This window comes from Shewanella decolorationis S12 (assembly GCF_000485795.1).
Taxonomy (GTDB): domain Bacteria; phylum Pseudomonadota; class Gammaproteobacteria; order Enterobacterales; family Shewanellaceae; genus Shewanella; species Shewanella decolorationis.
This window is the reverse complement of the sequence record NZ_AXZL01000072.1, coordinates 130,659-148,098: the sequence shown is the minus strand read 5'-3', so window position 1 is coordinate 148,098 and position 17,440 is coordinate 130,659. Positions and strand designations below refer to the sequence as shown.

The window sequence follows — 17,440 nt, the reverse complement described above, 5'->3', positions numbered from 1 at the left end:
TTCTATTCCGTCAGTCCAAGTAGACGTCTACCTGCATCAACATTATTTGCATTACTTGCTACATTTTTACGGTTAATTCCGACGTTACTGTTTGCAGAGCGTACATCAGCTATCGCCGACTCAAAATGTTGCCATTTCACTATTGGCTCTTTATGGCATTCCACTAGAGCCCTTGGAAAAGCAGTGCGTAGCACTGTTCGAATTTCTCGTCCTGATAATCCATCTGATGCTTGCGCACAACGTTCAATAATGTCATGGCGATCTTCTTCAAGCGGTACGCCAGGAACTAACATCCTGTGCCACAAGCGTTTACGGCCTTCAATATCCGGAAGTTTAAACTCGATGTGATAACGAATACGGCTTACAAAAGCGTTATCATAATTTTTTGCAAAATTCGTTGCAAAAACCACTATTCCATCAAATCGTTCTAATTCAATAAGTAACGTTGAACGCATAGCGTTTATTTCATTATCAATTCCTTGGGTAACGGATGATAATCTCGCTCCAAGTAAGGTATCTGCTTCGTCGAAGAAAATAACTGCGCCTTCTATCGCGGCAGCTTTGAATGCCAAAGATATATTCTTAGCTGTTTCTCCAACATATTTACTTTCCAGTTCCGAAATTCCTATGTGGAAATATTGACGTCCTAAAGTACCTGCAAGAGCTTCTGCAGCCAGTGTTTTCCCTGTTCCTGGTGGTCCATACAAGTTGAGCACCATATTACGTCCCATGGGATCTACAGCTTCAAATCCCCAGTCCGTGTAGATCGTTTTGTGATGACGCATAGCGCCAATTGCTTCCTCAAACATTCGACGCGTTTCTGGAGCTAAAACAACATCACTCTCAAGTGTAATTCGCGGTGTTCGTAACTTGTAGGGCAATAATTTCTGTTCATGCTTTGCGTTATCGCTCATCAATTATTTCATTCCTTTCAAAATGTTAATGATGACTAGTCGGCACTTGAGAGCCTTGTGGATATTCGGAAGTTGAGCAAATTGAGGGGGGGGCATGCAGGCTATGTGCTGCAAAATATTGCTGCGACCCACAACGGAATCGGAAAATTTGGTGATGACTTCTTGAGACATGCAACAATCCTTATCACAAAGCCAGAAATATAGACTGCGTCAATCCCTGACAAAAAAATTAAAAGTAATTATTACTTTACGAAGAGATTGGTCAATTTCGATAAACCAGCCTCAATCATCGTTGCAGGACGTTTTTCAAGCGTCCCATGACACTTAGGACAGCTATCAAACCAGTTGTAGCCACGCGTGATGACATCACTTTTAAACACCACTGTTTTGTGCCAGTCGCAATTCGAACAAATAAATGTCGTACAAGGGGGAGAAACAGGCATGGTAATCCTTACGCAAGCTTGAATGTGACACATGCTACACGATAAGACTCAACCTTTTCTACTCACTAAGATCATATTTTTAATAAATATTTGCACTACAAATTACGGCGTTTTCATCTTTGCTGTATATGTATTTTGCAGCATTACACTGAAACCACATTATGGTAAACACAAACACATATACCTAACCTTCGATCTCATTCGCTTTGGCTATCACCTCTTTTTGTTTTTGAATCGCCTCTTCGATAACTTTTGCAAAAAACTTTCTTTTCTCCCTGGATGATGCGTTGCGCACAAAATCAGAGAAAACGGTCGATTTGACCTTATGACACTTGGTAATCTTTAATACCTCGCAAACCTGCATCATGCTGCACGAACATCCAGTATGACATCAAATAAACTCAACAATTAAATACCTGTAATTAAATAATAATTTTTAAGATCAGCTCTTAAATATATTGTTTGATTAATAACTTTCACAACAATAACCTTTGTACAACTACCTGTAAGTGGAGTCAGCTTTGGTTAAACTTTGAATTATAAAGTGATAGATTGCGTTACTAAGCATAATCCTCAAGGCTTACACGGAGCTCAACGCACATCATAAAGTCTCTCTGCCGTTATCCATAAATCCGATGGATTGCAATTTAGCGCTTGGGCTAGTTTCCACACTGAAGCGATAGATGCCTTAGCCACACCGCGTTCAACGCTTGATACAAACGAACGAGCCAGTTCGGCCTTATCTGCTAGCTCCTCTTGGTTAATCCCCACCTCAACACGACGCAACTTAATTGCTCGACCGAAGGCTAACCCCATTTTTAACACTTCATCATCATTCACTTGAGAACCCCAGGATATTGAATACTGGATAATTCTCACGGACACATGATAGACAAACCACGCCATAAATATTACATTTAGACCTGTATAGTGGTTATTTTGATTTTTACATTAAGAACACCTACTGATAGAAAGTAAATATTTTCTTTCAGAACAAGCAGTGTCTTTAAACATGCTAATTAAAAGGAGTTACACATGTCAGTCGTAAAAACCATGTCAATCATAGGAATGGTGTTTTTCCCTTTATGCCTCATTCTTGCTTCTGCATTTGCAGAAATCGATCTAGAAGCTTCAGCTGGATGGGGGATATTTGCCGCCATGTATGGGATTGGGTATTCCATCACTGTTTTTGTTAAAACTAAAAATGCAGCTAATAGCGCCACCTAAACAATCAATTGTGCCCCTAGTGTGGATAGGGGCCTCAATAGACTGATTACCAATCAGCCATTAACAAAGTGAAATACTGTTCACAGCGACGATTAGCGCTATAAATGCAATGCCAATTTACACAATTAATATTCCATTTAATGCCCTTCATCGTTAACGGTATATCACAAATTTAAGGTGTATTTAAGATGAAGAAATTGCTTTTTACTTTTGTGCTGCTCGGGATGACTAGTGCTTGTAGTGATTCGAAACCGAATGTTGAAATTGAAGTTTACGACAGAACGGGTTTGTATATGAAATCAATCGAAGTGAAGGTCAAGGCTATTGAAGATGTTGTCATCGTAAACGACATCATCGTAAACAGAGGCAACTGTGAAAGCCTTTTCGAGAAAAAAGGCTTTCCCAAACAGCTTAAATTTGGTCAAACTATTTCAGTCTCTTATGGAGGCTCGTGTGATCTAACGCAAGTTGACGTAGTAACCAATAATGGGAGCTGGACAGTTACCTACTGAGTTGTACTAGCTCAGACTTAATCTGATACAGGAGGTGCTAACCTCCTGTGCTAGCAAACGAAATCCTTTGTACAAGCCATCTTGAATAGCTAGAGCCCTATTCTGAAAAACGCATCAAAAAGCCTCAACAAAAAGGCTTATTGGGTAACGCCAGTTAGCATTGTGCATTTAAGTCTAGCCAGCCTTATTTACTTAAGCATTACATGCTACATAACCGTCAACTGTGCCTCAATAGCTCGTAAAGGCTACCGCACTTCTGCTCGTACTGCTTCTGCGGAGGAGAGATCCCCTCGGAGACAATTCACTCTCGGCCGTTAATGCCCCGAACAATATAGCCTAGTCGCCGAATATATCGGCATCTTCAATAATTCCAAGACAAACTCAACACTGAGAAGTCACCATCACAAGCTAAGGAATTGCTTGTGATGGTGACGTTACCTTATTCTAATCCTCTTCCTCATCATAACCTTGGTATTCATCATGATTAGGATTTAACTGGTTAGCATGGTTATCTAGGCTATCCCAGTAAGCATCATTATTCGGATTCATGCTGTCACTACGATCATCGTTTGGTGTTCTACTCATGATGGTTTTCCTCGGAGTTTGAATTTAAGTGTTTGAACAATTGCTATGAAAGAACCTAATGTTCGGGCGAAATAGCTCGGCTCTTTAACATACTGCAATAACATTTTCTAATACCTTTACTACTTGCTCTAATTCTTCAGGCGTTGCACATCGTGAGCCAAATTTCGCCCTCTCTTTTGACAGTCGCTCAAACTCGTCTGGATTTTCAAGCAAATGCTCTGCTAACTCTAATGGCGTCTGTTTGCCGGCATCACGATGCCACGCCATTTTAGGTGCGCTCGCAATTAGCCGCCGCACAGCATGCAGGTTACCCATCCAGGTTGCGGTGTGAAGCGGAGTTCTCCCATCGACGGTGACCAAATCTAAACGACATGGCAGGTTTAATAGGTAGTTCACACAATCAACGCTGTGTGATTTAGCTGCTGAATGCAGAGCTGTAATACCTTTTATGTCTTGTAAATCTGGATTGGCACCCGCCTCAAGCATGATTTTGACTAATTCAGCATCACCGGCCTGAGCAGCCAGCATTAATGGTGTTTGTCCCTTAATATCGACAATATTTAGTTGTTTGGGGTGCTCATTAGAAAGTTGAGCGATGAAGTTTCGCCACTTTTTAAGTAACAAGTTAAACCTGTCCACATCACCCTGTAACTCAAAAGGTGCCATTTGCTTAATAATTGGTAACCGTTCCATAAAGCTACTTCTCATTTTTACAAGCAACATTAAGATAGAGTTACCATCCACTTCCGGTATGTTTGAATTGAGCAGTTGCCGGTTAGCTTTAATCCACTGAGACAGCTCGCTTTCTGTACCCGCATCAAGCAGTTTCACCAGTTCTTTGAAAGCCCGAACAAACTGCTTGCTGTTACCTCTCGCAATAGCTGATACACCCGGATAAGGTTTATAAAGTGTTTCCCAAAAATAATCAGATACCCATCGTGCTGTATCTTCAATTGAAGGTATTTGATCACACTCACTCATCATTCCACCAGCAAGCATCTCACGATAGAACTTTTCATGGTTGTTATGAATTAGTTTTTGATTGGCGACAGATAATGCAAACGCATCTCTGGCAATCTCGCCACGCACAGGACCGTAGTTGCGATCATTTACAGCATCTAGAGCTTCCCTAAAGCATTTCGCTGCATCTTCAAATTGGCTGCAAGCCAGCAAATGCTTAGCTTTATACTGGAGAATGGGCGCTTTCCAGAGTTCATATCCTTGGCTTTCCTCTGCCTCAGCAAGAAGGACTGCAACTCTCACAGGAGTATCTTTTGTCCTTTGCTTACGCTCACCATTCAAATGAACACCCAATTCTAAAATAATGGCTTGAACAGTTTCAGCGGGCGTAACAGCTAAATCACGCAAACGATTTAGGGCAAGCTTTCTTGCATTGCTGGAAAGATTAGGATGCGCAGCAATCTGACTTACCACCCAATAACTCTGTTCATGCTGCAGTGCTCTCCAGGGAGAAGCTACTTGCATTCTCGATAGCAGCTGATCAGCTCTCTCCATTTCAGAAAAGAACAACTCGGCTCTCTCAACATTACGCCGGATAATTTTAGCTACCGACTCTGGATTCATGCCAATATGGCATTCCAACGGCTCGCCAGGTTGCATGGCATAGAAACGACGAGTCAGCAGTTGTGCTAGTTCTTGATTGGCCGTTGTATAGCGTGACGGGAGTATTGACAGAAAAATACCGAACTTATCCCACTCAGGAAGCTGCTCCTCAAACCAACGATTTTCTGCAGCCTCACCTTGATCAGCACAATTACGCCAGGCTCCAATTGTCGTGTTATAAACAAATTTATAAATACCAAATAGTTGCAGTACTTTGTTTTGCTGTTCATCAACGCACTGACGATCAATATCAGGACACAGAAACTTCAATAAGCGCGAGTATCCATCCTGCACAGTACGCGCAAGTAGAAAGCGTTGGCGAATGGTTTTCATTGACGGCACAGCATATCGTTGCGCTATGCATATAACAAACCTGGCTTGCTCTTCTTCACTGGCACTGCCAGCTAAAATAGCGTCCAACAGCCCTGGTTGAGTCATCGGGATTTCCATACGCAGCAGCTCAGCTGAAAGGTTTTTACTTCTAACAAAGGCTAACGCGTTATCGAACTGCTGGACAGGCGTTTGCAAGTTATCAAGTTGAAATGCGCCTGCGAAGTTTAGCTGAGCATCATCTGCAAAATACTTTTCGATAGAATCAGGGCTGATGGGTGTAGTAGCTCGCCAGTTATATAGGGATCGTCTCAGCCCCTCATGCAGGCCATCAGTAGAATCACTGCGTTGATCAGAGAACACTTCTAGTGGCATTCCGAGCAAGTCAAGCAACCAGTCTACCACTTGCGCAACTGGCATATATAAAGTGGCATTTCCGTTATGTTCAATAATCTCAGGAAGATACCAGAATCGACCGCCCGGCATTCCCGCATCTAACGGCTTAGGCAGGTTCCAAAATGCAACTCGACGTGCCAGGCCTGGCACGAGAAAATAGCCCAACATATCCCAGACAATTTGCCGCTGGTCTGCAGCAAAGGTCCATGTATTGAGCTCAATATGCTTATAAGCATTAGCAAACTCCATTAGGTTATGCATTGCATCGAGTTGCATTTGCGGATCCATGTCAAAGGCGTCAAAGACAGCCTCTAACGTTTCTACGCCCATCACCCTGTGCATATCTAGGCTTAACTGGCCCTTGGCAAACTTATCTTTTTTATTGGTTGGGTAACCTTGAATCCCCGCACTTTGGCGGATTTCAAGCAAGATAGACTCAATTAGTGGCAAACTGCTCATCGTTAGTTCCTTTAGCTGACCGACTGCTGATCATTCTGGCAATTCCATTCCTTGTTTTCACTGAAACCTGATGTATCCCCCTATAACACAAATGAGCAACTGCTTTATGTACTTGTTTTAGAATTGCTTTCAACTAATTTGGTTGAAGTGCTTGCTTGAACCACAATTTCAAATTCTTCCTTTTTACTAGACCTATCCAAATCGATATAAACCGCGTGTTCGATTACCTCTGGTTCTAAGAGTGGATTTTTTAAAATACTTAAACTAAAGGTATCCGCTGATATTTGAGAAATACGGTACAGATAGTATTTATCAGCATACTTTTTAGCAGCGTCTTTTTCGTTACCTTTCAACTCAATAACGGCCTGTTTATTTGTCCTACCTTTTACCTCAATAAACCTTTCAACCAGATTCAGGTCTCTATTTTTATTCGACGTAAATTGATCTCGCGCTTCTTCACTAGCAAAGCTCAAGATATCACAGCCTAATGCCTGGTCTCCGGTATACTGCCCGACCAAAAGCGGAAAACGTGGTGGTTCAAAGTTTTCTTCAATTTCCAATACTTTTCTTTCGCAAAAATCGCCACTTAAGGGTGCATAACTTGCAACACCTCCACCACCAGAACGGCTGATTTTTTTAATGCTGAGTTTACGGCTGTTTGGTACTGACTTTTGTTTCCCAGGGATTGGAATGATCGCTAACTTCTCGTCTTTCTTGAACCCATCTTCAGGTTTGGAGGTAAGCATGCCCCCCGTATCAACACCTATAAGATTTATTGGCTTAGTTACTAACGAAGGCTCATCAGGCAACTTATCCTCTACTATCGTTGGTGCATGTATCACTGGAACATTGACCAAAACACCACCTAGGTTTAAATCAACGTTCTCTTTACTGGCCAAAACCTCCAGCTGCTCTACCGAAATATTCTCACCCAGTATCTTACTTAGAAGCTGCAAGCGTTCTTTTATGCTGCAACGAAATAAACGAGCAAATTCACCACCATTTGCCAAGCGATAAACCGATGCTAAAGCCTCACCGATAACATCAGCCAATAAATCTGATTGATGGTCTATAAGCTCTTTTGGTGTTTTTATGTAAATTACATCAGTATTGATAGACCAGCTCCAGTCTTTCAGTTGGAATGAACATTCAACATCCTGATATCTAATTTCTAAATGTAATTCAGAACAGAGTTTGAGCTTGAGTTTATCTATCTCTTTCCGGTATAGGACTTGACTAGATTGGTTCTCTCGTAAGGCTTTGAAAAATGGCTTAGCCTGCTGAAAGCAGAGATCAATGTCGATATCGGTTGCTGCTTGCACAAAACTCAAAATATCCTGTTGAATCTCATTTCTATCAATTGATTTGATGCCAAATAAACGCTCGACCTTTGGACTACCAGACCGATGAGGTATTTCAGCAATAGCCAAGCGGTTCAACAACTCTTCTGGCAATCCCTCATTGTCAACATAGCGCAGCTCGTGAATCGAACAGTAACTATACTGACCTTGCTTTTTACCCCAGATCTTTCCTGTTTCGAAAAACTTGGCTTTGTTGCATCCACCATCGCCGTATGCCGTATCCAAAGCGCCCAATAGCCATCGATACAAGGTTTTGGCTGCGGGTAACTGTTGTTTGAGATTTGGAAGTTCAAGGAGTTTTGCATAAATCCCATCAAGGCTTAGTTCCGCAACGTTTGTTATGACACCGGCACTACGCCATGCACTAATAACTGCGGTACGATCGATACCAAACTCCGCCATTGCGGCATCTTGAGGTATTGCTGGTCTAGGAAAGATTGAGTCGCTTAACGCATCAGCTAAGATTGCTTGATTGGGACTGATAGCTTGATTGTCGCTACCAATCATCCAGATCGTATTCTTCATCAGCCAGTGTATGTAACTGGGCAAAGCTTCCCCATACTGCCGTAATTTATGGGCTCCGCTCCGATAACACGTTATGGTCGCGTTTGACGTTTTATCGTTACGCCATAAACTGCTTCGCTGATCTTTTGATAGCCAAGCAAGTACCGCTACATACTTATCAGCGACAAGAATATTTTCCAATCCATCGAGAGAAACATATTCTTTTAACGCCAAATGTGCTGAAGCAAGTTCATGTTTTGACTCGAAAATATAATCGTCAAACTTCAGAGGGTATTTCAGCATGTCAGCTAAAAATTGAAGAAAACGATTATCCGCGTTTGTACGCTTAACCTCTCTTGGCCACTTGGCGACACCGAGCCATTCGAGAAAACGGCTCCATTGCGTTAACTCTTCAGAATCAATATCAAACGCTTCTGGGTTTGCTACAAATTTATCGTGACTTGGCGAATATAGCTGCTGAACAATTGTACCTTCGAGTCCATAACCTTCCCCCATGTAGAGCTTATCAACATCAACCATATGGCCATTTTGACTGAGTAGCTTTAGGCTCGTGTTCTGTGGAAAAGAGGGTTTGTTTTCTTCATTCCTCTCAGCTAAATACAGACGATAAATAACATCCAACAATTGCTGTTCAATATTATCCGCTTGCTCAGGTGCACGCTTTTTTTGTTCATTCGCTTGCCGTCTTAAATCCTGAATTAGGCTCCCAAATGCATATTCCTGTAGTCCAAATTGCTTTAATTCACTCCGAAAGCTCCTTACATCATTCAAGTGCAAGGCCGCCATAAGCTCATGTTGCAGGTTAACATCCAAAAACCACAGCTTGGTCCAACCTGGTAATAAGTCTGGCACTCCACCTTTTGGCGCAATATAAACATCAGCATTTGCGGGAATTCTTTCTCCGTCACTACTCAGTAAAAGAGACGACGGGTAACTTTTAGTGCTAACAGGAAGCTTCTTTACTCCCAGTATTAACTTAACTCTCTGCTCTAAATCGATGCCTTCAAGGCTTTCAAGTGCCTCACATAGTGCTTCATGCGAAAGTTCTAATATGCCTAATTCTCTAAACCACTTAAACTCAGCATCATCGTTTGGCACGATATTTTTAAAGCCTGAGACGGGTAACCAATCTGGGTTAGCGCCCTTCAGAGAAAAAACATCTGCAGCTTTAGACACGTTGCCTGATATCGTTGGCACTATTGTTCGAGCTTTACATGCTTCGTTTAGCAACTTGGGGAAGTTTATTCTTTTGAGGCTTTCTGGGTATTCACCCAAAGGCATTGCTACACGAAAACCGGCATTGGCGCCGACCGGATATTTAGAAGCCCTTTTTTCAGCTACTTCCGCTAGAAAACTGGCTAACTGAGTAAACACATATTCGTTGCTTTTCAGTTTGTTGATTTGGTTACGGCTTTGATCAAGTTCGAAGGTTGCATGACAAACAACAGGTAAAGGTAAATTGATTTCTGTCGGGAAATAAGTAAACAGCGGTGACGATTTAAACTCGCTTCTATGCTCAACCTCCGGCACAGCGATGACTATCTCATACAGCAGGTCAGTCTTTGGATCGTCAAGATATGACTTGTCCACACTCCCTTGAGTTCGAAAAAGCTGCCAAATACCTAGTGGTTCACCATCTTGCATTACCAGTGAGGCATCATCATCGCCCTCTTTCGACCAGACTGACGGACTTTTTTCCGGCAATACAAACTGTACCTCATCAAGATAAGGCACAAATAACAACATCTCTGGGCGTAGAAATTCTATTTGTTGTATTGCTTTACTAAACGACTCGGCTTTTTCGAAGGGAATACCAATAACTGTGGTATAGCCTTTGCTCTTCCAATACCGGCAACGGTCAAGAAGAAAACTAGTCGTTCGGCTACCAGAGCCTGACATGGAAGTCGGAATTGGAAAACCAGGAAACGGCAGCTTTGGCAGGATAAGACCGTTTTTGTTGTTGCCCCGCTCTCTTCGGACTAAATCTGCAAGCTCGGAGGACTCAACCATGAGTTCTTGCAGTTTAATAGCGCTAACTTCATCACTGTAATAGATTGCCAACTCGCCACTTAAAATAATCGGGTTGTGTGTCCAATTCAGCACCGAACGAAAACCAAGCCCTTTACAGCCAATAAACTGCTGTTGGTTTAATCGTTTAGGACTTAAATGAGCATTCTGAAGCGATTTCACGCCACCAACCGAGAATGCCTTGCCATTATTTGCGATTAACAAACCTTCTTGAGTTAGCTCAATAATCACTTTACCGCTAACATTTGCAGCTTTCGCCTGATCTGCAGCATTTTGCAGTAGTTCTAATATCTCGCGACCTTCATAATCGCGGCTGGTTGCCAGTTCACCACGATAATTGCTGATCAAATTTGACGGCTTTGCCAAAAAAGATTTCTTCGTTTTTTGCTCTTCCGCCCTTAAGACCTCAAACCACTGTTCGCTGGTAGTTGGGATTACAGAATCGTCCATGTTTACACTTATTCCTGCTGGCTTTTAAAGGGCATAATGGCGGCATTTGCCGCCATTACATAACTTAATCATGCAAACTAAAAGGTAGGATTAAGCTCAGCTTAAACCTCATCTTCTTCTACTAGCGCTTCTTCTACGCTCTTAAACTCTTCCAGCGCAGCTGTGAGCAACTCAACAATCTCACTTGCGATGACTGCTGGCGGTTGAAGATTTTCAGTATCCTCCAGTGACTCGTCTTTCAACCAGGTGATATCGAGATTCGTCTTATCTCTTGCGATGATCTCGTCATAGCTGAATTCACGCCAACGACCATTTGGCCCCACGCCAGTCTCTTCGTTTTGCTCTTCAGCCCATGTCGCAACACGCGCTTTGAGGTTATCCGGTTTATAGAGCTCGACAAATTCGTCAAAGTCACTACGAGCAAGCCTATTTGTCCTTAACGTTTTATGTACGTTAGTCCGATAGTCATAAACCCATACACTTTCTGTCCAAGGTTCTTTGGCGGCAGGTTTCGCATCAAAAAACAGTAAGTTTGCCTTAACACCTTGCGCGTAAAAAATGCCCGTTGGTAAGCGCAAGATAGTGTGCAGGTTAAAGCGAGTCAGCAGAGCTTTGCGAATTGTTTCACCGGCCCCGCCCTCGAACAACACGTTATCAGGTAGAACAACCGCAGCTTTGCCTGAATTGCTGCCATCAACTTTCAGCATGTTGCCAATATGCTGAACAAAGTTAAGCTGTTTATTCGAAGTTTCTGCCCAAAAGTCCGCACGGGTATAGGTCAGCTTTTCTTTCTCTAATTTGCCGGTAGCGTCGTTAATGATAGTGATTGAGCTTTTTTTACCGAAGGGGGGATTTGCAAGAACCATGTCTACTTTGTTGGAACCCACTTCTTTCGCCAACGCATCAGATTTAGATATCGGACACTCATTAGCTCCAATACCATGAAGATAGAGGTTCATTGCACATAGCCCTGCTACTGAGTCAGATATGTCATTCCCGCTGATTGCTTCATTCTTTAGGAAGCGGTTTTCTTTTTTCGACAACGACTTAGGCGTTCTCTTCCCGGTCACTCGGTCTATGTCGAAAGCCACATAGTCGTGTACTACCGTCAAAAAGCCCCCCGTACCACAAGCAGGATCAGCAATTGTCTGCATTGGTTGAGGCTGCATTACATCGACAATAGCCTCAATGATTGGCCTTGGCGTAAAGTACTGGCCTGCACCTTTTTTCTCACTTTCAGCCCCATTTTGGAGTAGGCCTTCGTAAATCTCGCCTTTGACATCAATGCTCAATGAAGACCATGATTCTTTATTAATCATGGATATCAGGCGTTCAAGCTTTGCTGGGTCCTGGATTTTGTTCTGCGCTTTGCGGAAAATCATACCCAGGGTGCCTTTTTGGCTACCTAGGACTCTCCAAGGTATGCCGATATTCCATTTCCAAATCTGAGCCATCTAACTCTATAAGTTTCGCCCAACGCTCCGCCGCAAGACTTTCTCCGCCTTGACCGCTTTCAGCACGCTCCGACGACATTTTCAGAAAAATCAGATAGGTCAGCTGCTCAACGTAATCACCGTAGCCTACGCCTTCGTCGCGTAACACATGCGCATAATTCCATACGCGGTTGACTATTTCACTTGTACTTACATTGTTCATGTTTAATCTCTATCTAGTATTTCTTTTACCCAATCAACGGATTCATACTCTCTCAAGTATAACTTTGCTGCCGTGTTAAATTTGGTAGTTCTGCAAGAAGGCCTAATTAACTTAAGTAACTCTTTTTTATTTGATTAGACGTAATAGCAAGACCCTGTACCAACAGTTCATTAGTGTCGGCAACAATTTGTCTAATTTTTTGCCTAATTGCTTTTCTAGCTTTTCGTGTTGGCTCATGATTTAGGTGATACTTGTCTATCGACTCTTTAGCTTTTTGATATGCTTCAGATTCATCATCATCCGTATTGGGACAAGCTTCACCATTCTGGTTGAATGTTAAAAGTTTGTAGTCGTCAGCATCGGTCGGATCAAGAAGTTTGGGCTTCTCTGCATTATTGTCTTCTTTACATTTGTTCCAGTCGGGTGGGGTAAACACAGGAAAGTGGTCCTGCTTACCGCCAGCCGTCGTCACGTCAACACGTCTAGAATTACAGTAGGTGCATGCATATCGATAGTTTGACCATTCAAACGCAAGCCACCAGTAACCAGGATGATCTGGACACTCTGCGACTTTACCTTTGGGCCGATAATGATCAATTGGATTGTCAGACCTAAGCTCATTACTCTCACAGTACCAGCATTTTCCATGTGAAAGATTAGCTAATACAGTACTCAACTGGCCCCATACGTCGTTTTTAGCAGAAATTGCCTTCTTACGAGCTTTAGCTTTTTCAATCTCAACTTGCTCTACTCTTAACTGCGCATCCCACTCATTTTCATCAGCTTTCGCGTTAGTGGCAGCTTCTGCAGCATCAATTTTGCTATTTACATATTCCCAAGCTTGCCTGACTGTATCGTCCCACCCATCAGGAAGATCGAGCTCCAGATCATCGATGTCGATATAACGCATTACTCTCTAGCCTCCTCAGCATCAAGTTCGGCAAGAATTTCATCAGTCATATCAGTCAGAAACGGCTGCTTAAACAAATTCTCTCCATGCTTTCGAATCCATGCCTTAACAAATGCTGAAAAATAAGGATCCGAATAAGCATCAAGAAAACCCGAGTTATCTAACTGACCTTGAAGTTCTTTATAGCGAGTTTCTTCTCTAGCGGTGCGATCCTTTTTAGCCAAAAGGATTGCATGTTCATCTAGTTTTTCTAACGTTTTTTGATCCAAATCAGAGCGTAAACCAAACATGTCACTCATCAGAATCCCGGAAAAGCCCATTCCTTTGGGCTCATAGAGTGGTGACGCAGCAAAAACTCGCAAGCTATCTTCATCACGCTTCATGATTTTGATTTGTTCTTGCTTTAGAGTTGAAATGACGATTGGATCATGTGTCGCCAAAACAATATGGCTGTTGTCCACTGCCCCTGAATCTAACTTCTCCTTGGTAACATCCAAGTTGAAGCCCGCAACCTCTTTTAAGAAGTTGATGTACTCCATACTCCACGCAGGGTTTAAATGCAGGGTCGGATTATACATTGTTAGATTCGTTAACAAACCTATCCAGTCGAACGAATTTCATTCGATTATGGATGATTTATATAAATCAATACTGTCCATTAAGTCGATTAAAGAACAAAACAGCTAAATGTTAAGAGAATTTACAAAGCATAATCTCACCCTGAATTAGAGTCATTGCTCATAACTATTCCAACACTCCATCAAGTATATCTACAACATCATTTAAGAGATTATCTGCTTGGTTGAAAATAAACTGCTTTAAAAACTGGTCAATGCGAATATTCAGCTTAAATGGAGGTATGGTGACGCCATCTAATTTCTCAAAGTAAGCTTTGGCTTTTACCCTATCAACGGTTTCTTTAAGCGCATCAAAACGCCCAAAGTTATTCAGGTTTTTCTCGTTAAGGCTAGCGCTCAACAGGCCCATTAATAGACTTTTATCTAAACCAAGCGCATTAACCATTGCGTTTATTTGGGCATTTTCAGCATTGTCTTTATAGGTGTTGATGTAGTCTCTAAAGGTATGGCCTTCAATTAACTTCGCATCACCGCGCTGTAAGTCATGTAAAAAAAGCTTGGCGTACTTTTGTTCGCTTTGGGTGAGCGATGCAAACGACTTGTGCAACTCATTTAATGTGGTTTCAATGATTGCGGGGTTTTGATGTTGATTTAGCTCTTTTAAAAACTTATCGAAGCGGCTGTTCATATAGTTTGCATCGATTTTACCGGTATCTATTTCAGTGATATAACCACTGATCTCAAAAGGCACATCGCCACCACCGCCACCGCCGCCGCTACCTTTGCCTAGCAACTCTTTATAACGTAGAACGAGTGACAAGTAAGTTTGCTCATCAACTGCCAACGTCACCTCATGCTCGACAGTGCTATCGTCCACTGAAGGATCAGTGAATGTATAGACCGCTTGGCCCCAATGTAAACCTTGCACTTTAGCGGCTTCTAGGTGCTGGTTAAAGGTATTGAATAATGTGGCAAATTTACCACAGGCATCTAAATCGTCTGGCAGCTTTTCAAAATTCACAACCCCGGCGTTGACAAAAAGCTCGGTAATATCCGCCACTATTGCATTCATGGCTTTCAGATTGCTCTCTAACCTATCAACAAATAAGCCGATGGGTTTGTCGCCGGAATAGAGTTTAACCGCATCGTTAATGTGCTGTTCCATGGTGTGTGGATAGCGGTAATAACGAATAATGCCGTGGGGTTTGTCGGGGCCAAACAAACGATTGGTGCGCGAGAAGGCTTGAATAATATTTTGGTATTTAATCACCTTGTCTAAATACAAGGTATTAAGCCATTTAGAGTCAAATCCGGTGAGCATTTGGTCCACAACAATCAGCAAATCTAACTGTTTGGCAGGCTCAGTATGAATGCGCTCATAAGGTTTTTTGTGAGCTAACCGTGCGGCGAGATCTTTCTTAAACGCCGCATGACGGGCGAAATCAAAATCTTGGCCGTAACGTTTGTTATAGTCAGCCATAATTTCATCAAGACCATCACCTTTAAAGGTTGGGCCACGGTCGCCGCTGCCGTCGTTGTCAATATTGGGGTCAAAGAGAGCAGAGATTTTCAGTTCAGGTTTGGCGACTTTCAAGCGACGGTAGTAGTCAATGGCTTCTGCGATACTATTTGTGGCTAAAATGGCGTGGAATTTATTGCCCTGGCTAAGTACATCCCATTTATCCAAGATGTCACTCACAACTTTTTCTTGGTGGGTGCCAGTTAAATATTGGCTTTTGGGAACATAGTCTTCGATGCCTTTATGATATTTACCTGTGGCATCTTTGTAGCCCGCCATAGGCACGTCATTCATAAAGTGATTAAATTTTTTCTTTTTGGCTGAATCAGCCATGGCCTCAGCCACCGTATTGGCTTTGGCTTGCTCTAGGGCCACCTCTTTTCTTAGGTCGCTGTCTCTAAAGGTGGGCACTTTATAAGGATCAAAGCCCAACACGTTTCCATCACGTATGCCATCAGCGATGCTGTAACGGTGCAGCTCGTCACCAAACACATCGGAGGTGGTATTGTTATTAACCTGATTTTCTTCATGGATCGGCGTACCGGTAAAACCAAAGAAAAGTGCTTTAGGGAAGGTTTTTTTCACCTTTACCAACATACCTTCTTTGTTTTCTTTACCGCCACTCATGGTCGAGCGATGCGCCTCATCAACAATAAACACCAAGCGTTTAGCGCGGATTTTTTCAATGTCTGCCGAGTTAGTGGCTGTTCCCTTCTCATCAACCTCTTCAAAAATATTACTCATTTTTTGAATAGAACTAACAATGAGGGTATCGGCTGGGGACGTGCTTTTTAACTTGGTTACCAATACATGGGTATTTTCGGTGGCTTGTACATCTTCACCATCGCTTGCAAAATTACGGTATTCCGCCAGTGACTGGGTGCCAAGCTCGATGCGATCCATCAAAAAAATGACTTTATCGGCATCTTTTGATTGGGCAATGAGCTGTGCTGATTTAAAGCTAGTCATGGTTTTGCCTGAGCCTGTGGTATGCCAAACATAACCACCCAAGCGATCTTTATTATTTGCACTGCCCAATTGTTGCCAGTTGGTTTTGGCCACCTTATCCGATATCGCATTAGCGGCGAAATACTGGTAACTGCGCATCACTTTCAGCACGCCATCAGTATCATCGGCTACAGTATAAAAACCGATTAATTGGTGAGCCATGGGAATGGACAATAATGTTGAAGCGATGTCTTTCCAGTTGTTTATGGCTTCGTTATTCTTGGTTTCGTTATTAAAGTCACCCCAGTTAAATTGATAATCGGGGTTAAACTTGCCATCTAGCCCTGGGTTAGCAAAGTATTTGGCCTCATTAGGCTCCATAGCGACAAACACTTGGATCAGTGAAAACAGCCCACTAAAAATACCTTCTTTGGAGTACTTTTCAATTTGGTTAACCGCTTGGCTTACTGGTATACCGCTGCGTTTAAGCTCAACATGAATGACTGGCATACCGTTAATCAGTAGCAACACATCACCACGTCTGTCATTACGCAAGGGGCTACCGCGTTCAAACTTAGGCTGTTGTACAATTTGGTAGCGGCTTTGGCCTGCTGCAATTTCTTGACGATCATAGATCTTCAAGCTGACTTCTTTGCCATAGTGCAGCGTGTCATCAGGGTTATCGCGCTTAATGGCTACCGTTTTGCCATTGATTAGCCCGTTGAGTTTAAGCGGTGTTTTCAGCGCTTTAATCTGCTCAATAATCTGCTGCATTTCCGTTGCCGTCAGCGGCACATCATTTAAGCGGTCTTGCTGGCGATTGTTTTCAAATAAAATATTCGCCCAGTTTTGCAGTAAATCCTCTTCGGTTTTGTTTTTAAGTATCTCGGGCTCCCACCCCTTATGGGTAAGCACCTCGATAAAGGCCTGCTCAAATTGTGCTTCGGTTTTAAAGGTGGTCATGGTTATGCTCCCT

Annotated in this window: 12 protein-coding genes; 2 read left to right on the top strand and 10 right to left on the bottom strand. The window is 42.6% G+C overall.

Going from position 1 to position 17,440, the window contains the following annotated elements; genetic code table 11:
• Positions 1-2: 2 nt before the first annotated feature.
• Together SHD_RS15755 and SHD_RS15745 are read right to left on the bottom strand one after the other, a co-directional pair.
• Entirely contained in the window at positions 3-914 is a 912-nt protein-coding gene (locus SHD_RS15755; protein ID WP_023268025.1) for an ATP-binding protein, read from the bottom strand.
• 1,034 nt (positions 915-1,948) lie between these two features.
• A complete protein-coding gene (locus SHD_RS15745; protein ID WP_023268023.1) occupies positions 1,949-2,263 on the bottom strand; it encodes a helix-turn-helix domain-containing protein in 315 nt (104 codons plus the stop codon).
• Between the two features lie 129 nt (positions 2,264-2,392).
• On the opposite strand from SHD_RS15745, the gene SHD_RS15740 reads away from it, so the two are divergent.
• Positions 2,393-2,584, top strand: a complete 192-nt coding sequence (locus tag SHD_RS15740) for a hypothetical protein (RefSeq protein WP_023268022.1) — start codon at positions 2,393-2,395, stop codon at positions 2,582-2,584.
• A gap of 188 nt (positions 2,585-2,772) precedes the next feature.
• Positions 2,773-3,096 (top strand): hypothetical protein, encoded by a 324-nt coding sequence (locus SHD_RS15735; RefSeq protein WP_023268021.1) that lies wholly within the window; start codon positions 2,773-2,775, stop codon positions 3,094-3,096.
• A 444-nt stretch (positions 3,097-3,540) separates the two neighbouring features.
• Here the strand turns inward: SHD_RS15735 and SHD_RS22070 are convergent, their stop codons facing one another.
• The 8 genes from SHD_RS22070 to SHD_RS15705 form a co-directional block, all read right to left on the bottom strand.
• On the bottom strand, positions 3,541-3,681 hold the full coding sequence (locus SHD_RS22070; protein ID WP_023268020.1) for a hypothetical protein: 141 nt from the start codon (positions 3,679-3,681) through the stop codon (positions 3,541-3,543).
• 84 nt (positions 3,682-3,765) lie between these two features.
• Complete coding sequence (locus SHD_RS15730; protein WP_023268019.1) at positions 3,766-6,489, bottom strand: ankyrin repeat domain-containing protein; 2,724 nt, start codon at positions 6,487-6,489, stop codon at positions 3,766-3,768.
• Positions 6,490-6,593: 104 nt separating this feature from the next.
• Positions 6,594-10,853, bottom strand: a complete 4,260-nt coding sequence (locus tag SHD_RS15725; protein ID WP_023268018.1) for a protein NO VEIN domain-containing protein — start codon at positions 10,851-10,853, stop codon at positions 6,594-6,596.
• Between the two features lie 101 nt (positions 10,854-10,954).
• Positions 10,955-12,235 (bottom strand): HsdM family class I SAM-dependent methyltransferase, encoded by a 1,281-nt coding sequence (locus SHD_RS15720; protein ID WP_023268017.1) that lies wholly within the window; start codon positions 12,233-12,235, stop codon positions 10,955-10,957.
• Positions 12,236-12,254: 19 nt separating this feature from the next.
• Positions 12,255-12,455 (bottom strand): type I restriction-modification system subunit M N-terminal domain-containing protein, encoded by a 201-nt coding sequence (locus tag SHD_RS22310; RefSeq protein ID WP_235056976.1) that lies wholly within the window; start codon positions 12,453-12,455, stop codon positions 12,255-12,257.
• Positions 12,456-12,615: 160 nt separating this feature from the next.
• Complete coding sequence (locus SHD_RS21450) at positions 12,616-13,419, bottom strand: HNH endonuclease family protein (protein ID WP_023268015.1); 804 nt, start codon at positions 13,417-13,419, stop codon at positions 12,616-12,618.
• Positions 13,419-13,997, bottom strand: a complete 579-nt coding sequence (locus SHD_RS15710) for a hypothetical protein (protein ID WP_023268014.1) — start codon at positions 13,995-13,997, stop codon at positions 13,419-13,421. The genes SHD_RS21450 and SHD_RS15710 overlap by 1 nt, the downstream gene beginning before the upstream one ends.
• A gap of 166 nt (positions 13,998-14,163) precedes the next feature.
• Positions 14,164-17,427 carry a type I restriction endonuclease subunit R gene (locus SHD_RS15705; protein ID WP_023268013.1) on the bottom strand — a complete coding sequence of 1,088 codons (3,264 nt, stop codon included), beginning with the start codon at positions 17,425-17,427 and terminating at the stop codon, positions 14,164-14,166.
• Positions 17,428-17,440 lie beyond the last annotated feature (13 nt).